13 protein-coding genes are annotated in these 16216 nt (G+C 53.8%); all 13 read left to right on the plus strand.

The features are described 5' to 3' along the window. The first annotated feature begins 11 nt into the window (after window positions 1-11). Entirely contained in the window at window positions 12-680 is a 669-nt protein-coding gene (locus tag HV127_RS31120; protein WP_128317877.1) for a hypothetical protein, read from the plus strand. Window positions 681-1032: 352 nt separating this feature from the next. Next, window positions 1033-1764, plus strand: a complete 732-nt coding sequence (gene traT, locus HV127_RS31125) for a conjugal transfer complement resistance protein TraT (RefSeq protein WP_064386198.1) — start codon at window positions 1033-1035, stop codon at window positions 1762-1764. Window positions 1765-1955: 191 nt separating this feature from the next. Further along, window positions 1956-2648, plus strand: a complete 693-nt coding sequence (locus tag HV127_RS31945) for a hypothetical protein (protein WP_202395549.1) — start codon at window positions 1956-1958, stop codon at window positions 2646-2648. A 118-nt stretch (window positions 2649-2766) separates the two neighbouring features. After that, window positions 2767-5085 carry a type IV conjugative transfer system coupling protein TraD gene (traD, locus tag HV127_RS31135; RefSeq protein ID WP_064386203.1) on the plus strand — a complete coding sequence of 773 codons (2319 nt, stop codon included), beginning with the start codon at window positions 2767-2769 and terminating at the stop codon, window positions 5083-5085. Beyond that, on the plus strand, window positions 5085-10343 hold the full coding sequence (traI, locus tag HV127_RS31140) for a conjugative transfer relaxase/helicase TraI (RefSeq protein ID WP_082226159.1): 5259 nt from the start codon (window positions 5085-5087) through the stop codon (window positions 10341-10343). Before traD ends, traI begins: the two co-directional genes overlap by 1 nt. Window positions 10344-10425: 82 nt before the next feature. Further along, complete coding sequence (traX, locus tag HV127_RS31145) at window positions 10426-11151, plus strand: type-F conjugative transfer system pilin acetylase TraX (protein ID WP_064386205.1); 726 nt, start codon at window positions 10426-10428, stop codon at window positions 11149-11151. Window positions 11152-11307: 156 nt separating this feature from the next. Continuing rightward, on the plus strand, window positions 11308-11898 hold the full coding sequence (locus tag HV127_RS31150; protein WP_009651737.1) for a fertility inhibition protein FinO: 591 nt from the start codon (window positions 11308-11310) through the stop codon (window positions 11896-11898). Window positions 11899-12047: 149 nt separating this feature from the next. Beyond that, entirely contained in the window at window positions 12048-12839 is a 792-nt protein-coding gene (locus HV127_RS31155; protein ID WP_064386208.1) for a DsbA family protein, read from the plus strand. A 129-nt stretch (window positions 12840-12968) separates the two neighbouring features. Further along, complete coding sequence (locus tag HV127_RS31160; RefSeq protein WP_042927543.1) at window positions 12969-13565, plus strand: PIN domain-containing protein; 597 nt, start codon at window positions 12969-12971, stop codon at window positions 13563-13565. Window positions 13566-13634: 69 nt separating this feature from the next. Next, the gene (locus HV127_RS31165; protein WP_042927545.1) at window positions 13635-14279 is read left to right on the plus strand and encodes a hypothetical protein; all 645 of its coding nucleotides are present in this window, start codon (window positions 13635-13637) and stop codon (window positions 14277-14279) included. A 55-nt stretch (window positions 14280-14334) separates the two neighbouring features. Next, window positions 14335-14961, plus strand: a complete 627-nt coding sequence (locus HV127_RS31170) for a DUF2726 domain-containing protein (RefSeq protein WP_182240943.1) — start codon at window positions 14335-14337, stop codon at window positions 14959-14961. Beyond that, on the plus strand, window positions 14958-15524 hold the full coding sequence (locus HV127_RS31175) for a phospholipase D family protein (protein ID WP_052544827.1): 567 nt from the start codon (window positions 14958-14960) through the stop codon (window positions 15522-15524). The genes HV127_RS31170 and HV127_RS31175 overlap by 4 nt, the downstream gene beginning before the upstream one ends. 132 nt (window positions 15525-15656) lie before the next feature. Then, window positions 15657-15923: a replication regulatory protein RepA gene (gene repA / locus HV127_RS31180; protein ID WP_042927547.1), complete on the plus strand. Its 267-nt coding sequence runs from the start codon at window positions 15657-15659 to the stop codon at window positions 15921-15923. Window positions 15924-16216 lie beyond the last annotated feature (293 nt).

Consider the following 16216-nt stretch of genomic DNA (forward strand, 5'->3'; position numbering starts at 1 on the left):
GGGGATAGAAGATGATAACTGAGAAAATTATTCAAAAAGAATTGGGCGTTTTAGTTAAAGTGCTAAGTTATAGTGGTTTGAAGTCGGTATCGTTTTGGAAAAGTGTATGGCCAGGGCTTATGCTTTGCAGTTGGTTTGTTTTTTGGCCGCTAATGTTTTTTAGTGGTCGATTATATTCACCTTTTAATATTAGTGAGGAGCGACTCGGAGTCGTCGTGTCTATAGGAACTTCTTTTGTTTTAGGATTGTTATCTTTAATTTTTATTGGTAGCGCTCGTTCTTTATATTTGTCTGCTCCGTACAGCTTTAGAATTAACTCGAAAATGTATTTTTTTCTCTCCAAGAAAATAAAAAGATACGCTGCCGTGTTTTCTTTTTGGTATGCTGTGCTTGTTGTCTTTTGTGCTTTATTTAATCTAAGTACGATATGTTTTTTGTCTGCAATCATTGCTTCAGTGATTGGTTTCTCTGTGTACATGAATATAGATTTTAATCGATATAAAATAAATGAGTTGGCATATATTTTAACACCATGTAAACGTGTTGGCGAAAGTATAATATCAACCAGTAGTAGTTTTGATGGCATAAAAATAGATGAGCATAATCCAGCAACAGGTCTTCCAATGAATGGTGGTGTTGATGTTGCGGGGAATCCATATGGTTACAGTAGACATGAGTAAGCTTTGAGTTGTAGTTTAAGTAAATGTGGTTTACTCGGCTGCTTATAAATTAAGCTGTCATTTGTATTTGTATTTGTATTTGTATTTGTATTTGTGTTTTATGTGGGTGTTGCATTAATTGTCATTAGTTCACAGCACTCGCATGCTTATCCTAGATGTAAAATGAAAACTCTCAGGCCTATTAATTATGGTAGTTTATTAATAGGCTAAGAGTTTCTTTGGGTTATTATTGATTGTTCAAACCGTAATAAATTTATACCTTTCCCTTAAAATTCCTTTATAGTGAATGCGCATTCCGAAGAAATAAGAGAATGTGTATTCACTTATATTGATTATGTCTCAAGGATTCAGGATGAAACTAAATAAAATCATGGCTGTAATGGTCATCAGTTCAGCACTGGTGCTTTCCGGTTGTAGCGCAATGGGTACAGCAATTAAAAAGCGTAATCTGGATGTAAAAACACAGATGAGCGAAACAATCTGGCTGGAGCCGTCAAATAATAAGACCGTTTATCTGCAAATCAAAAATACCTCTGATAAAGATATGAGCGGGCTCCAGTCGAAAATCACCAGTACCGTCACAGCAAAAGGCTACCAGGTCGTCACTAATCCCGATACCGCGGGTTACTGGATTCAGGCAAATGTCCTGAAGGCCGATAAAATGGACCTGCGTGAAACCCAGGGCTGGCTAAGCCGGGGTTATGAAGGTGCGGCAACAGCGGCTGCGCTGGGTGCAGGGATCACCGCCTATAATTCCAGTTCAGCCGGCGCGACCCTCGGTGTCGGTCTGGCAGCTGGACTGGTAGGCATGGCGGCTGATGCGATGGTGGAAGACGTGAACTACACGATGATCACCGATGTTCAGATCTCCGAACGGGCCAAAACCCAGGTACAGACGGATAATGTCGCGGTATTACGCCAGGGTACCTCCGGTGCGAAAGTGCAAACCAGCACCGAAACCGGTAATCAGCATAAATACCAGACGCGCGTTGTCTCCAGTGCGAACAAAGTTAATCTCAAGTTCCCGGAAGCACAGCCTGTTCTGGAAGACCAGCTGGCTAAATCTATCGCGAATATTCTGTAAGTTTGCCACCTCACGGCCCGGGTATACCGGGCCAGACTGACATCGCCTCCCTGGCCTGTCAGGTTAATTCGACATTTAATCAGCTTATTCCTCCTCAGAACGGTGAGCAGTTGCACAATTTATTTGTGCATCTGTGAGGCGTTGCCGCCATCGGCGGAGTTATTTCATCTTTTTTAATTTAGAGGTTATATATGGCAACATCTGAATCTGCCAGATCTGTTGATACGCATGAATTGATGCCGAGTGATTTTTATCCGCACCCCTCAGAGGGTGGCGCTTATTCCTCATCGCAACAGAGTGTCCCGACTTTCGTTGATGACTATGTTGTGTATTTCGGCGGTGCATTTGTTATTGTGTTCTTTGTTTTGATAATATTATTCTTGTCCCGAAAAAATACTTCTTTACACACGAAAAGTAAGCGTGATGCTTTGCCTGTCAATCCCGATAAAAAGCCTGAAGGATGGAGCCAGCCAGAATATTTCCAGCTCTCCTTATGTGTGGAAGGGCCGGCAGACGCTGATGATTCCGTCTTTTCTTCTCTCGCCTCTCGTGTTGTCCGCGAAGCTGAAAATCTGTATATCCCCGGCGTCAATCGCCGCGACAGCTCTGACGGTGAGTTTGCCTGGTCTGTGCAGACTAAATTTCCTTCTGACAAGCTGTGCGGCTCCTGGCTTTCTCCGGGGACAGGCTGGTTTGAACGTCCGGATATCATTGAACGTCCCGTGAAATGGCTCTGCGTCTGCCTGCAATATACGGCTGAAACATCGCCATCCGCACTCCATTCCCTTGTTGATGAGGCCGGACGGCAGGTAGCGAAATCGTACCTCAAAGGCGGACATTGTCACGGCTCTGAGGGCTATACCTTCTGCATACGTAGCTTCTGAATGATTGCAGCGGATGAGGACCCGCAACAATGCTGTGATGACATTTTCTGTAGTGATGTATTTCCTTTGATTCATCTGTTCCCCCCCGGCTGTATTAATTTAATGACGGATTATTGCCATGAGTTTTAATGCCAAAGATATGACGCAAGGCGGTCAGATTGCCAATATGCGATTTCGCATGTTTGGCCAGATTGCCAATATTATATTCTATGTGCTTTTTATTATTTTCTGGGTGTTGTGCGGGTTGATGTTGATGTACCGGCTCAGCTGGCAAACTTTCGTTAACGGCTGCGTCTACTGGTGGTGTACGACACTGGCGCCCATGCGCGATATTATTCGCTCCCAGCCGGTCTATACGATTAACTATTATGGGAAATCGCTGGAATATAATTCGGAGCAAATCCTTGCCGATAAATATACCATCTGGTGCGGTGAGCAGCTCTGGACCAGCTTCGTTTTTGCCGCCATAGTGTCGTTGACCGTCTGTATTGTGACGTTCTTTGTCGCCAGTTGGGTGCTGGGGCGCCAGGGGAAACAGCAAAGCGAAGATGAGAATACCGGGGGCCGCCAGCTATCCGATAAACCAAAAGAAGTGGCCCGCCAGATGAAACGCGATGGGGTGGCCTCCGATATTAAAATTGGCGATCTGCCTATTCTTAAACACTCTGAAATCCAGAACTTCTGTCTTCACGGTACGGTTGGCTCAGGTAAATCCGAAGTCATCCGCCGGCTGCTGAATTACGTGCGTGCACGCGGTGATATGGCCATTATTTACGACCGCTCCTGTGAGTTCGTCAAAAGCTATTACGACCCGTCACTGGATAAAATCCTTAACCCACTGGATTCCCGCTGTGCAGCCTGGGATATATGGCGCGAATGCCTGACACTACCGGATTTTGATAACGTCTCTAATACGCTGATTCCGATGGGCACTAAAGAGGACCCGTTCTGGCAGGGCTCCGGCCGCACCATATTTTCCGAAGGTGCGTACCTGATGCGCGAGGATAAAGACCGTAGCTACGAAAAGCTGGTTGATACCATGCTGTCCATCAAAATCGACAAGCTGCGCGCGTACCTGAAAAACACGCCGGCCGCCAACCTGGTTGAGGAGAAAATTGAGAAAACGGCCATCTCCATTCGTGCCGTACTGACCAACTACGTTAAAGCCATTCGCTATCTGCAGGGGATCGAGAAAAACGGTGAGCCGTTCACTATCCGCGACTGGATGCGGGGCGTACGTGAGGACCAGCCCAACGGCTGGTTGTTTATCTCCTCCAACGCTGACACGCATGCGTCACTGAAGCCGGTTATCTCGATGTGGTTGTCTATCGCCATCCGCGGCCTGCTGGGGATGGGTGAGAACCGTAACCGGCGCGTGTGGATTTTTGCGGATGAGCTCCCCACGTTGCACAAGCTGCCGGACCTGGTCGAGATCCTGCCGGAAGCGCGTAAGTTCGGCGGCTGTTATGTGTTTGGTATCCAGTCTTATGCCCAGCTTGAAGATATTTACGGGGTGAAGCCCGCGGCGACGCTGTTCGACGTGATGAACACCCGGGCCTTTTTCCGCTCCCCGAGTAAAGAGATTGCTGAGTTTGCCGCCGGTGAAATCGGTGAGAAAGAAATCCTCAAGGCCAGCGAGCAGTATTCCTACGGGGCTGACCCGGTACGTGACGGTGTGTCGACCGGGAAAGAAAAAGAGCGGGAAACGCTGGTCAGCTATTCTGATGTGCAGACGCTGCCTGACCTCTCCTGCTACGTTACGCTGCCGGGGCCGTACCCGGCCGTGAAGCTGGCCCTCAAATACAAACCGCGGCCGAAAATTGCGGAAGGCTTTATTCAGCGCAATCTCGATACGCGGGTGGATGCAAGGCTCAATGCTCTGCTGGAAGCCCGGGAGGCCGAAGGCAGTCTTGCCCGGACGCTGTTTACGCCAGATGCACCGGCGCCTGAGCTGGCGGAGAAAGACGAAAAAGTCGGGAATCCGCCTGAGCAGAGTCAGCCTGCGGAAAGCAGCGGAACGTCTGCGACGGTAAAAGTACCGTCAACGGCGAAAACGCCGGAAGCCGATGAATCCGGTCAATCACCTGAAGTTTCTAATCCTGCTGCACTGCTCACGAAAGTGGTGACTGTTCCGTTAACCCGCCCCAGGCCTGCTGCAGCGACGGGCACGGCTGCAGTGGCATCCGCTACCGATGTTCCTGCTACACCTGCAGGAGGGACAGAGCAGGCGCTGGAGACGCAGCCTGCAGAGCAGGGACAGGACATGCTGCCTCCTGGTGTGAACGAATACGGCGAAATCGATGATATGCACGCATGGGACGAGTGGCAGTCGGGAGAGCAGACACAGCGTGACATGCAGCGACGTGAAGAGGTCAATATCAATCACAGCCACCGCCGCGATGAGCAGGATGATATCGAGATTGGAGGGAACTTCTGATGCTGAGTTTCAGCCAGGTTAAATCGGCGGGCAGTGCCGGTAACTACTACACAGAGAAAGACAATTACTACGTCATCGGCAGCATGGAGGAGCGCTGGCAGGGAAAAGGCGCGGAAGCTCTGGGGCTGGAGGGGAAGGTAGATAAGCAGGTCTTTACAGAGCTGCTGCAGGGAAAACTCCCTGACGGCAGCGACCTGACCCGGATGCAGGATGGCGTCAATAAGCACCGACCCGGTTACGACCTGACGTTCTCGGCACCGAAGAGTGTATCGATGCTGGCCATGCTGGGTGGAGATAAGCGTCTTATCGACGCCCATAACCGGGCAGTCACCGTGGCACTGAATCAGGTTGAATCCCTGGCATCAACACGGGTACAGAAAGACGGCGTGTCGGAAACAGTCCTGACCAACAATCTTATTATCGCCCGGTTTAACCACGATACGTCGCGCGCGCAGGAGCCACAGATACACACGCACAGCGTGGTTATCAATGCGACGCAGAACGGAGATAAATGGCAGACGCTGGGCAGCGATACCGTCGGTAAAACCGGGTTTTCCGAAAACATACTGGCCAACCGCATCGCTTTCGGAAAGATATACCAGAGCACTCTCCGGGCCGATGTTGAGTCGATGGGTTACAAGACAGTGGATGCGGGTAAGCATGGCATGTGGGAGATGGAGGGCGTGCCGGTTGAGTCTTTTTCCACGCGCAGTCAGGAGCTCAGGGAGGCAGCCGGACCTGATGCCTCCCTGAAGTCCCGGGATGTGGCCGCGCTCGATACCCGCAAGTCGAAGGAAGCTATCGACCCGGCAGAGAAGATGGTGGAGTGGATGAACACGCTGAAGGAGACCGGGTTCGACATCCGGGGCTATCGTGAAGCCGCCGATACTCGGGCAAAGGAACTGGCCAGCGCGCCTGCTGCGCCGGTGAAAACGGACGTCCCCGATATCAGCGATGTGGTGACGAAGGCGATTGCCGGTCTCAGCGACCGCAAGGTGCAGTTCACGTATGCCGACCTGCTGGCCCGCACAGTCAGCCAGCTGGAAGCCAAACCCGGTGTGTTCGAGCAGACGAGGACCGGTATCGATGCGGCGATCGAACGCGAGCAGTTGATCCCGCTCGACCGCGAGAAAGGCCTCTTTACCTCAAACATCCATGTCCTGGACGAATTATCCGTTAAAGCGCTGAGCCAGGAGATCCAGCGCCAGAATCATGTTTCCGTTACGCCAGATACCGCTGTTGTGCGCCAGTCACCGTTCAGCGATGCCGTCAGTGTGCTGGCCCAGGACCGGCCAACAATGGGGATTGTCTCCGGCCAGGGCGGCGCGGCTGGCCAGCGTGAGCGGGTGGCTGAGTTAACCCTGATGGCCCGGGAGCAAGGGCGAGATGTGCACATCATTGCGGCTGACAACCGATCGCGGGAGTTTCTGTCTGCGGATGCGCGGCTGGCAGGGGAAACGGTGACCGGGAAATCTGCCCTGCAGGACGGAACCGCCTTCATCCCGGGCGGGACACTTATCGTTGACCAGGCGGAGAAGATGAGCCTGAAGGAAACGTTGTCCATGCTGGATGGCGCCATGCGTCATAACGTTCAGGTCCTGCTCTCCGACAGTGGGAAGCGCAGCGGTACCGGCAGCGCGCTGACAGTACTGAAAGAGAGCGGAGTCAATACGTATCGCTGGCAGGGCGGAAAGCAGGCGACTGCGGACATCATCAGTGAGCCGGAAAAGGGCGCGCGTTACAGCCGCCTGGCGCAGGAGTTTGCCGCCAGCGTACGCGAAGGGCAGGAAAGCGTGGCGCAAATCAGCGGGAGCCGTGAACAGGGCATACTGAACGGGCTCATCCGGGAAACGCTCAAAAGTGAGGGCGTACTGGGTGAGAAGGATATGACGGTCACCGCGCTGACGCCGGTCTGGCTGGACAGCAAAAGTCGCGGTGTCCGGGACTACTACCGGGAAGGGATGGTGATGGAGCGCTGGGACCCGGAAACCCGACAGCATGACCGCTTTGTGATCGATCGGGTGACCGCCAGCAGCAATATGCTGACCCTCAGGGACAAAGAGGGGGAACGTCTGGACATGAAGGTTTCTGCCGTCGACAGCCAGTGGACGTTATTCCGGGCCGACAAACTGACGGTGGCTGAAGGTGAACGTCTGGCCGTGCTGGGGAAGATACCCGACACGCGCCTGAAAGGCGGCGAGAGCGTCACGGTGCTGAAGGCGGAGGAAGGGCAGCTGACGGTGCAGCGTCCCGGACAGAAAACCACCCAGTCGCTTTCTGTAGGCAGCAGCCCGTTCGACGGTATCAAGGTCGGGCACGGATGGGTGGAAAGTCCTGGCCGCTCGGTCAGCGAAACGGCGACGGTCTTTGCCTCGGTGACGCAACGTGAGCTGGATAACGCCACGCTGAACCAGCTGGCGCAGAGCGGGAGCCACATCCGGCTGTACTCGGCGCAGGGTACTGCCCGCACGACAGAGAAGCTGGCCCGGCATACCGCCTTCAGTGTGGTGTCTGAGCAGCTGAAGGCCCGTTCAGGCGAGACAGACCTGGATGCAGCCATCGCATCACAGAAAGCCGGGCTGCACACCCCCGCAGAGCAGGTCATTCACCTTTCCATTCCTTTACTGGAAAGTGAGGAGCTGACCTTCACGCGCCCGCAACTGTTGGCCACCGCGCTGGAAACCGGCGGAGGTAAGGTTCCGATGACGGAGATAGACGCGACCATTCAGTCGCAGATTCAGGCCGGCAGTCTGCTGAATGTGCCGGTGGCCCCAGGCCACGGCAATGACCTGCTGATTTCCCGCCAGACCTGGGATGCCGAGAAAAGCATTCTGACAAAGGTGCTGGAAGGAAAAGAGGCCGTTGCACCCCTGATGGACAATGTACCGGGAAGCCTGATGACGGACCTGACGTCAGGGCAGCGTGCTTCCACCCGGATGATACTGGAGACCACGGACCGGTTCACGGTGGTTCAGGGCTATGCCGGGGTGGGGAAAACCACCCAGTTCCGGGCCGTGACGGGGGCCATCAGTCTGCTGCCGGAAGCGACCCGGCCTCGGGTCATCGGTCTCGGTCCGACACACCGTGCGGTCGGGGAAATGCAGAGCGCCGGCGTGGATGCGCAGACTACCGCCTCGTTCCTGCATGACACGCAGCTCCTGCAGCGTAATGGCCAGACACCGGATTTCAGCAACACGTTGTTCCTGCTCGACGAGAGCTCAATGGTGGGGCTGGCCGATACCGCGAAGGCGCTCTCCCTGATTGCGGCCGGGGGAGGACGGGCGGTGCTCAGCGGCGATACCGACCAGCTGCAGTCCATTGCACCGGGCCAGCCGTTCCGGCTGATGCAGCAGCGCAGCGCCGCCGACGTCGCCATTATGAAAGAGATTGTGCGCCAGGTACCTGAGTTGCGACCGGCGGTCTACAGCCTGATTGACCGGGACGTGAACCGCGCGCTGGCGACGATTGAGCAGGTTACACCGGAACAGGTGCCGCGAAAAGACGGGGCCTGGGTGCCCGAAAACTCCGTGGTGGAATTCACCCCCGCACAGGAGGAGGCGATACAGAAAGCGCTGAACAAGGGTGAAAGTGTGCCGGCAGGTCAGCCCACCACGCTGTATGAGGCACTGGTGAAGGACTATGCCGACCGTACCCCGGAGGCGCAGTCACAGACGCTGATTATCACCCATCTGAATGATGACCGGCGGGTGCTGAACAGTCTGATTCATGACGCGAGGCGGGACAATGGTGAAGTGGGCAGAGAGGAAGTCACTCTGCCGGTACTGGTGACGAGCAACATCCGTGACGGAGAGCTGCGCAGACTGTCGACCTGGACGGCTCATAAGGGAGCCGTTGCCCTGGTCGATAATGTCTACCACCGTATCGGGAGCGTGGATAAGGAGAACCAGCTTATCACGCTGATGGATGGTGAAGGGAAAGAACGGCTTATTTCACCCCGGGAGGCGTTGGCTGAAGGTGTCACGCTCTACCGTGAGCAAGAGATTACAGTGTCTCAGGGGGACAAAATGCGCTTCAGCAAGAGTGACACGGAACGCGGCTATGTGGCCAACAGTGTGTGGGAGGTGAAATCCGTTTCAGGTGACAGTGTCACGCTGTCTGACGGCAAAAGCACCCGCACGCTGAACCCGAAGGCTGATCAAGCGCAGCAACATATCGACCTTGCCTACGCCATCACCGCGCATGGTGCGCAGGGGGCCAGTGAACCGTTTGCCATCGCACTGGAGGGCGTGGCCGGTGGCCGGGAACGGATGGCCAGCTTTGAATCCGCCTATGTCGGGTTATCACGTATGAAACAACATGTCCAGGTGTATACCGACAACCGTGAGGGCTGGATAAAGGCCATAAATAATTCACCAGAGAAAGCGACAGCCCACGATATTCTGGAGCCGCGTAACGACCGGGCCGTGAAAACGGCCGGCCAGCTGTTCAGCCGGGCACGAGCGCTGGATGAGGCGGCTGCAGGCCGGGCCGCCCTGCAGCAGTCCGGTCTGGCGCGCGGGCAGTCCCCGGGAAAATTCATTTCACCGGGCAAAAAGTACCCGCAGCCGCACGTGGCGCTGCCGGCGTTCGACAAAAACGGGAAAGACGCCGGCATCTGGCTCAGCCCGCTGACGGATAACGACGGACGTCTGCAGGTGATCGGCGGTGAGGGGCGCATCATGGGCAATGAAGATGCCCGCTTTGTGGCGCTGCAGAACAGTCGCAACGGCGAAAGTCTTCTGGCCGGGAATATGGGCGAAGGCGTCAGGATCGCACGCGATAACCCCGACAGCGGGGTGGTGGTCCGGCTTGCCGGAGATGACCGCCCCTGGAACCCGGAGGCCATCACCGGCGGTCGCATCTGGGCTGATCCCCTGCCGAATCCTCCGATCAATGATACCGGTACTGACATCCCGCTCCCGCCAGAGGTTCTGGCACAGCGGGCCGCAGAAGAGGCACAGCGCCGGGAGATGGAAAGACAGACGGAGCAGGCGACCCGGGAAGTGTCCGGAGAGGAGAAGAAAGCGGGCGAGCCGGGCGAGCGGATAAAAGAGGTTATCGGGGACGTCATTCGGGGTCTCGAACGTGACCGGCCAGGAGAGGAGAAAACGGTGCTGCCGGACGATCCGCAGACCCGGCGTCAGGAAGCGGCCGTTCAGCAGGTGGTATCAGAGAGCCTGCAGCGGGACCGTCTGCAGCAGATGGAGCGGGATATGGTTCGTGATCTCAATCGTGAGAAAACGCTTGGGGGCGACTGACGCGCCGGCGGCTTGTCTGCCCCGGCATTCTCCCCGATTAAAATCGGGTACCCTGCCGGGGCGCTGATAAAAGGAAAGGAATATGACAATGTACGAAACCCGCCTCAATGCCGTCGATCGCTGGCTGCAGGGGCTGCTGACCTGGACGCCTGGACAGACGGATATCATCAAAACGGTGGCGCTGGTGCTGATGATTGTCGATCACACCGGTTTGCTGCTGGCCGGGAATAATGAACTCATGCGTCTTCTGGGGAGAGGCTGCTTTCCCCTGTTTGGTCTGGTCTGGGGAATGAACCTGGCGCGCCACGGGGCCATCCGCCAGACACAGCTGAACAGCCTGTGGTGCTGGGCGCTGATCGCCCAGGGCTCCTTTATTCTCATCGGGTACCCGTGGTACATGGGGAATATCCTGTTTAGCTTTGCGGTCACCGGCCAGGCGCTGCGCTGGTTCAGTCTGCAGACCCGCAATGATATTCTGCTGGCGATCGCCATTGTAGTGGCTTGGCTCCCCTTATCTGCCGACAGCTACGGTCTGGCCGGGGTCTTCATGCTGATCAACAGCTGGCGGCTTTGTCGGGCGAAAGAGCCTGTAGAACGGATCGGGTATGCCGTGCTGTGGGCTGTCATGGTACTACTGATGAATGCCCATGATATTACCCAGGCCATTGCCAGCCTGATGGTCGCTTTGCTGGCCCTGGCGGTCTGTTCTGACCTCGGTCGTTCTGTTCCGCGCTTCTGGCCGCGGCACTTTTTTGTGATGTTTTATGCCGTGCATCTGGCGGTGCTGGGGATAGTGGCGACGATGTAAAAAAAAACCGGACAGAGGTCCGGGGAGCGGGAACAGTATCCGTAAGTGTGACAAAGGGAACATCATCGCTGTGACCAGTGCAGCCTGAGATGAAACGATGATGCCGTTAGCGTATCGTATACCCCAGACCTGAAGCTTTAATTGATATGGCCCCTTATGAGTGAAGAAAAACGTCCGGTACTGAGCCTGAAACGCAAACCAGCCACAGATAATGCAGGAGCGAACAACAACACGGGCACCCCTGATGTTGTGGTGCGCCGCAAAAAAGTGGTGGTGGTGTCGACCCCGCCCGCCTGGAAGGTCAAAAAAGAGAAGCTTGAGAAAAAGGCCGCTGAAGCCGCAGCGCGAAAAACTGTGCCGGTCATGGCCAAAGCCTTAAAGGTACCGCCTCCGGTCCGGTATCTCCGCTTACTGCCTCCGGAACAGGCCATCATGACTCTGAAGGCATTCTGGCCACAGTTGTTCGACGGTGACTCACCCCGTCTGCTGGCGACGGGGATGCGTGAACAGCTGTTTGCCGATATCGCGGGGCGCGACCTGCCGCTGTCGCATAAACAGGTGATTAAGTGCCTGAAAAGCCTGACCCGGTCGGCAGGTTATCTGTCCCGGATGCGGGAAGGTGCCTCCCGCTATGACCTGCAGGGGAATGTGGTGGCTACGGTCACTGCTGATGAAGCGCACTACGCCAGTGAGCGCATGATGAAAGAGCTGTTACGCGCTGAACGAAAGATGAGTCAGACCGTTTAATTCTTTTCAGTTCGCTCAGATTAAATATCAGTACGTCCACAGCTAATGGGTATCACATCCATTAGCTGAATGGTATTCGTCACAAATAAGAGAGTCAATAATATGAAAACCCTTATTATATCCATGCTTAACCTGTTAAAGGAATAAAAATGAAATTCAAATTCGGATTGTATTTTCTGCTCCCGTTTATTTCGGCTGTCGCTTTTAATACCAGTTTTGCTCAGAATAATGAACCAGATAAAACGTTTTCCGCCGCCCAGGAAAAAAGAATCGGGGAAATCGCAGCGGATTATCTGCGTGCTCATCCTGAAATACTGATTCAGATGAGTGAGAAACTTCAGCAGGAGCAGGAGGCGAAACAGACCCGCGGTCTTAAATCCACTGCACTGGAACAGCAGGCTAACATTCTGGGTAATAAAAATATCCCCTCCTGGGGTCCCGGGGACGGAAAGGTGATGGTGGTTGAATTCTTTGACTACCAGTGCATCTGGTGCAGCCGGTTCGCACCCGAACTGGAGAAGGTCATCGGGGGCAACACGGACGTGCGTTACTTCTTTATGGAGTGGCCGGTGTTTGGTAGCCGGTGGCCTGCATCATTGCTGGCGGCGAAAACCGGCCTGCAGGTCTGGAAAGAAAAGGGCTCGGAGGCTTACAGGAGCTATCACAATGCGGTTTATGGTACAGGACTGAATGAAGGGAAACTGACGCAGGAGATTATCGAAAAGGTTTCTGGTCATATTAAATTTAAGCAGAATACGATTGATGAGATAAATACCACACTGAAAAATATTAATGATATCGCCACGGCGACGGGATTAACCGGAACGCCAGGTATTATTGTGATGCCGGTGAAGGGCGCGACGGAAGAAAACGTCACGGTCTTTTCCGGAATGACTGAAGCACAGAATGTTCAGGCGGCTATAAATAAATCCCGACAATAACAAGTTACTGTTGTCTCTTCTGAATGGAAGAGGATGTCTCTTAAAACAAAAAGGCACACTGCTGTATGTTGTTCGTCGTACTAACGGACTGGTATTCTGGCAGTCGGTCCCGGTGGAGTCTGGAGAGTTATGTCTGAGAATATCATTGCGCTGGTTGATTATGAAAATATCGGAACGCTTGAAAATGTAATGTTGTCGCGTTATGAACGTCTTATTTTGTTTACCGGGTCTCAGCAGGAGTTTATTCGTTTTCCGTCCGTAACACATGCCGGTAATATATCGGTCAGTGTGTTTCAGGCGCCCTGCGTGTCGAAAAATAATGTCGATTTCCACCTGGTACTTGAGCTGGGACGACTCAGCGTCACCGCTCCGGAAGATACGATGTTTCATGTTATATCGAATGATAAAGGGTATGACAGCGTGATTGCATTGCTCTGCAGGACAGGGCGACGATGTTGTCGTATACCCTCACCACGTTCAGCAGAGAAGGCGAAAACGGTGTCTGCGCTCATCAGCAACGATGAGGTGCTACGCCTGACCGATAAAATACAGTCATTGAGTAAAAAGTCTGCGGTAAACCGACCTGTAAGCACCTCGTCACTGATGAATTATATTAAATGTCATTCCGGTAACATCAGAAATACAGCGATTTTAAATCAGGTCAGGGACGAATTAATCAGGCGAGGCGTGATTGCCGTTTATGAAAAAACGGTGGTCTGGCGCTAATGAAATAAATAAGCAGGTTGTGATTATCTTTCTTGTCTAAAAAGTATTCTTGTCTAAAAAGGAATGAGTATGTTCAGCTATTTCATGCTGCGCACTGAGCAGCAGTTATTTTGTTATTTATACGGGGGCGCGCTGGCACTGTCTCTGCAACTCTTATTTTCTCCCTCTTTTCCGGGAAATGGATTTATCCTGGTATCACTGCCCGTTGCACTATTCTGGGCCGGGCTGGCCCTGTATACGCGGCACATCGACCAGATGAGGAAGCCTGATGTCTCGCCGCTCGTCAGTATCCGTGACGGCATCCAGGTGGTGGCCATGCTTCCGCGGCATGAGAAAGCGCGGCTTGAATGGAAGATTCTGCAGGATGATGAGGTGTACCGCCGTCAGATGCACGCTCTTTTAAACCTGATGCAACGGGTTATCAGTCGGGGATTTCTGTATGCGCCGGCAGTGATACTGGCGGGCGCTGGCGTGCTTGTCTGGGGGGTTCCGCAGGCCGGTGTCCGGCTGGTGACCGCCCTTCGGAATATGTCCCCCGGAGAGCTTATGCATCAGACCGGCTTCATCATTCGCTATGTGCTGATGATTTCTGCCATATCGGTCCTGATAGCAGACATTGTGGCCGGTCAGGGTCTGCCAAATGCCTTCCGGCGCGCGTTGCTGGATCGGTTGCCGGCAGAGGCCTGGCGTATCCCCAGAGGGACAGAACGATGAGGAGACTGCGCAGTAAACACATCGGAAAAAATATGTCCACAAAGGAAGAAGCAACATGGCAAAGATATTAATGATGACAGGCAGTGCCGTTGTTGTGCTGAGTCTGCTGGGGTTCCTGGTGCTGTTTCTGAAGGAACGTGCAACAGGGAAGACATCCCCGGTCCTACAAGCGCTGAAAGCGGCGGGTATTCGTACCGGAGAGGCTGAACAGAGACTGTGTCGCCAGCGGGTCTGGATGGGTAATGACACGCTGATGACGCCCCGGGAACAACATTTTTTCCGGGCATTGCTGAAACATACCGACCGGAAACACTGGCTGCTGTGCCCGCAGGTGCGAGTGGCGGATATCGCCAGCCTGGCACCCCATATCAGGCCCCGCTCCCGGACCTGGTGGCAGCTGTTCCGGATGGTGTCACAGTGGCACTGCGATGTGGTGGTGGTGGATATCAGTACCTTTGCCATTGTGGCCGCCATCGAGCTGGATGATGCGTCGCATCTGAAAAAACACCGGGTTCGCCGGGATATCCTGCTGGAAGAAGTACTCAGGCAGGCGGGCATTCCGCTGCTGAGAGACCGGGATGCTGAAAAGCTGGTCAGACAGATCAGGGAATTTTTAATACGTCGGGAAACTGAAACTATCACCACACCATTGACGGTGGTCAGGGGAGAATACAAAGGATGAAAAGGAAAATAGCAGTAATAAACAGAACCCGTGTCCGCACAGGATTTGTGGCCGGAGTCCTCAGCCTGAGCCTGTTAGCGCTGGCGCCGGCAGTCGACGCCGCGACCATCGAGACAGGTTTTTCTCCGGAAGGCACAGCCCTGCAGTTGGTCCTGAAGACCCTCGATTCCGCGCAGCAGGAAATCCGGCTGATGGGGTATTCCTTCACCTCCCCGGAGGTGGTTCGCTCACTCATCGCGGCGAAACAACGTGGGGTGGATGTCCGCGTGGTGCTGGACCAGAAGGCGAATAGCGGAAAAGCCAGCGTAGCCGCCCTGAACCTGCTGGCCAGCGCGGGCATTCCGGTTCGTACGGTCAGCGCCTACAAGATTTTGCACGACAAAGTGATCGTCGCGGACAGGCGCAATACAGAGGCCGGCTCGTTCAATTTCAGCCGTGCCGCTGACCGTTCGAATTCAGAGAATGTGCTGGTTGTATGGGATGACTCGGCTGTTGCCCGGCGCTACCTGCAGCACTGGTCGTCTCGCTGGTCACAGGGAACGGACTGGAAACAGACATACTGACATCGCCATAAACGATCCCCGGACGTAAACCGTGCGCCAACGCGGGTTACGTCCATAAAGTAAGTCGCTGAATTCTGATATCTGTAGTATTCTCTGCAAACGATCCTTTTTTAGATCTTTGAGGAGGCAGAGATGTCACAGGTCGTAAGCGCGGTTACTTCCTCAACGAAAGCAAAACGCAGTTACCGAAAAGGCAGTCCGAGGAGTGCTGTAGAACGTCAGCAGAGTCATCTTGCCAGAAAGAAAGAAACGCATAAGGAAATGCGGGTGTACGTCACAAGCGAAATTAAAGATGAATTTCGACTGATGTGTGAAACCAAAGGCGTGACCCAATCAGAGATGATTGAAAAGCTCATAAAAGAGGCAGTTAACCAGCATGGTTGCCTTGTTAAGGATTGACGTTCTTGTGAGTTTCGACGGTAGGTGCTAGATTACTGATCGTTTGGTATTTTATGGCTGGCCACGCCGTAAGGTGGCAGGGAACTGGTTCTGATGAGGTGTCTACCCGGAGCCGGAAAAGACAAAACCCCGATAATCTTCGATAAGTTTGGCGACTGAGAAGATTACCGGGGCCTTCATAAACTGCATAGAAGCTGTTGCTCTATGCAGGGAGTATAGTTTTATGCTCAGAAAACTGCAATACCCGTTTCTGTGCCATTTGCTCCTTCCGTGCAACATAAGCGCGGGATGGT

The organism is Klebsiella sp. RHBSTW-00215, assembly GCF_014103785.1.
Lineage (GTDB): Bacteria > Pseudomonadota > Gammaproteobacteria > Enterobacterales > Enterobacteriaceae > Klebsiella.

What these genes read in the sequence shown, in the direction of transcription:
- HV127_RS31120 (WP_128317877.1), top strand. Translation starts at nt 12, where the DNA reads ATGATAACTGAGAAAATTATTCAAAAAGAATTGGGCGTTTTAGTTAAA.
- traT (WP_064386198.1), top strand. Translation starts at nt 1,033, where the DNA reads ATGAAACTAAATAAAATCATGGCTGTAATGGTCATCAGTTCAGCACTG.
- HV127_RS31945 (WP_202395549.1), top strand. Translation starts at nt 1,956, where the DNA reads ATGGCAACATCTGAATCTGCCAGATCTGTTGATACGCATGAATTGATG.
- traD (WP_064386203.1), top strand. Translation starts at nt 2,767, where the DNA reads ATGAGTTTTAATGCCAAAGATATGACGCAAGGCGGTCAGATTGCCAAT.
- traI (WP_082226159.1), top strand. Translation starts at nt 5,085, where the DNA reads ATGCTGAGTTTCAGCCAGGTTAAATCGGCGGGCAGTGCCGGTAACTAC.
- traX (WP_064386205.1), top strand. Translation starts at nt 10,426, where the DNA reads ATGACAATGTACGAAACCCGCCTCAATGCCGTCGATCGCTGGCTGCAG.
- HV127_RS31150 (WP_009651737.1), top strand. Translation starts at nt 11,308, where the DNA reads ATGAGTGAAGAAAAACGTCCGGTACTGAGCCTGAAACGCAAACCAGCC.
- HV127_RS31155 (WP_064386208.1), top strand. Translation starts at nt 12,048, where the DNA reads ATGAAATTCAAATTCGGATTGTATTTTCTGCTCCCGTTTATTTCGGCT.
- HV127_RS31160 (WP_042927543.1), top strand. Translation starts at nt 12,969, where the DNA reads ATGTCTGAGAATATCATTGCGCTGGTTGATTATGAAAATATCGGAACG.
- HV127_RS31165 (WP_042927545.1), top strand. Translation starts at nt 13,635, where the DNA reads ATGTTCAGCTATTTCATGCTGCGCACTGAGCAGCAGTTATTTTGTTAT.
- HV127_RS31170 (WP_182240943.1), top strand. Translation starts at nt 14,335, where the DNA reads ATGGCAAAGATATTAATGATGACAGGCAGTGCCGTTGTTGTGCTGAGT.
- HV127_RS31175 (WP_052544827.1), top strand. Translation starts at nt 14,958, where the DNA reads ATGAAAAGGAAAATAGCAGTAATAAACAGAACCCGTGTCCGCACAGGA.
- repA (WP_042927547.1), top strand. Translation starts at nt 15,657, where the DNA reads ATGTCACAGGTCGTAAGCGCGGTTACTTCCTCAACGAAAGCAAAACGC.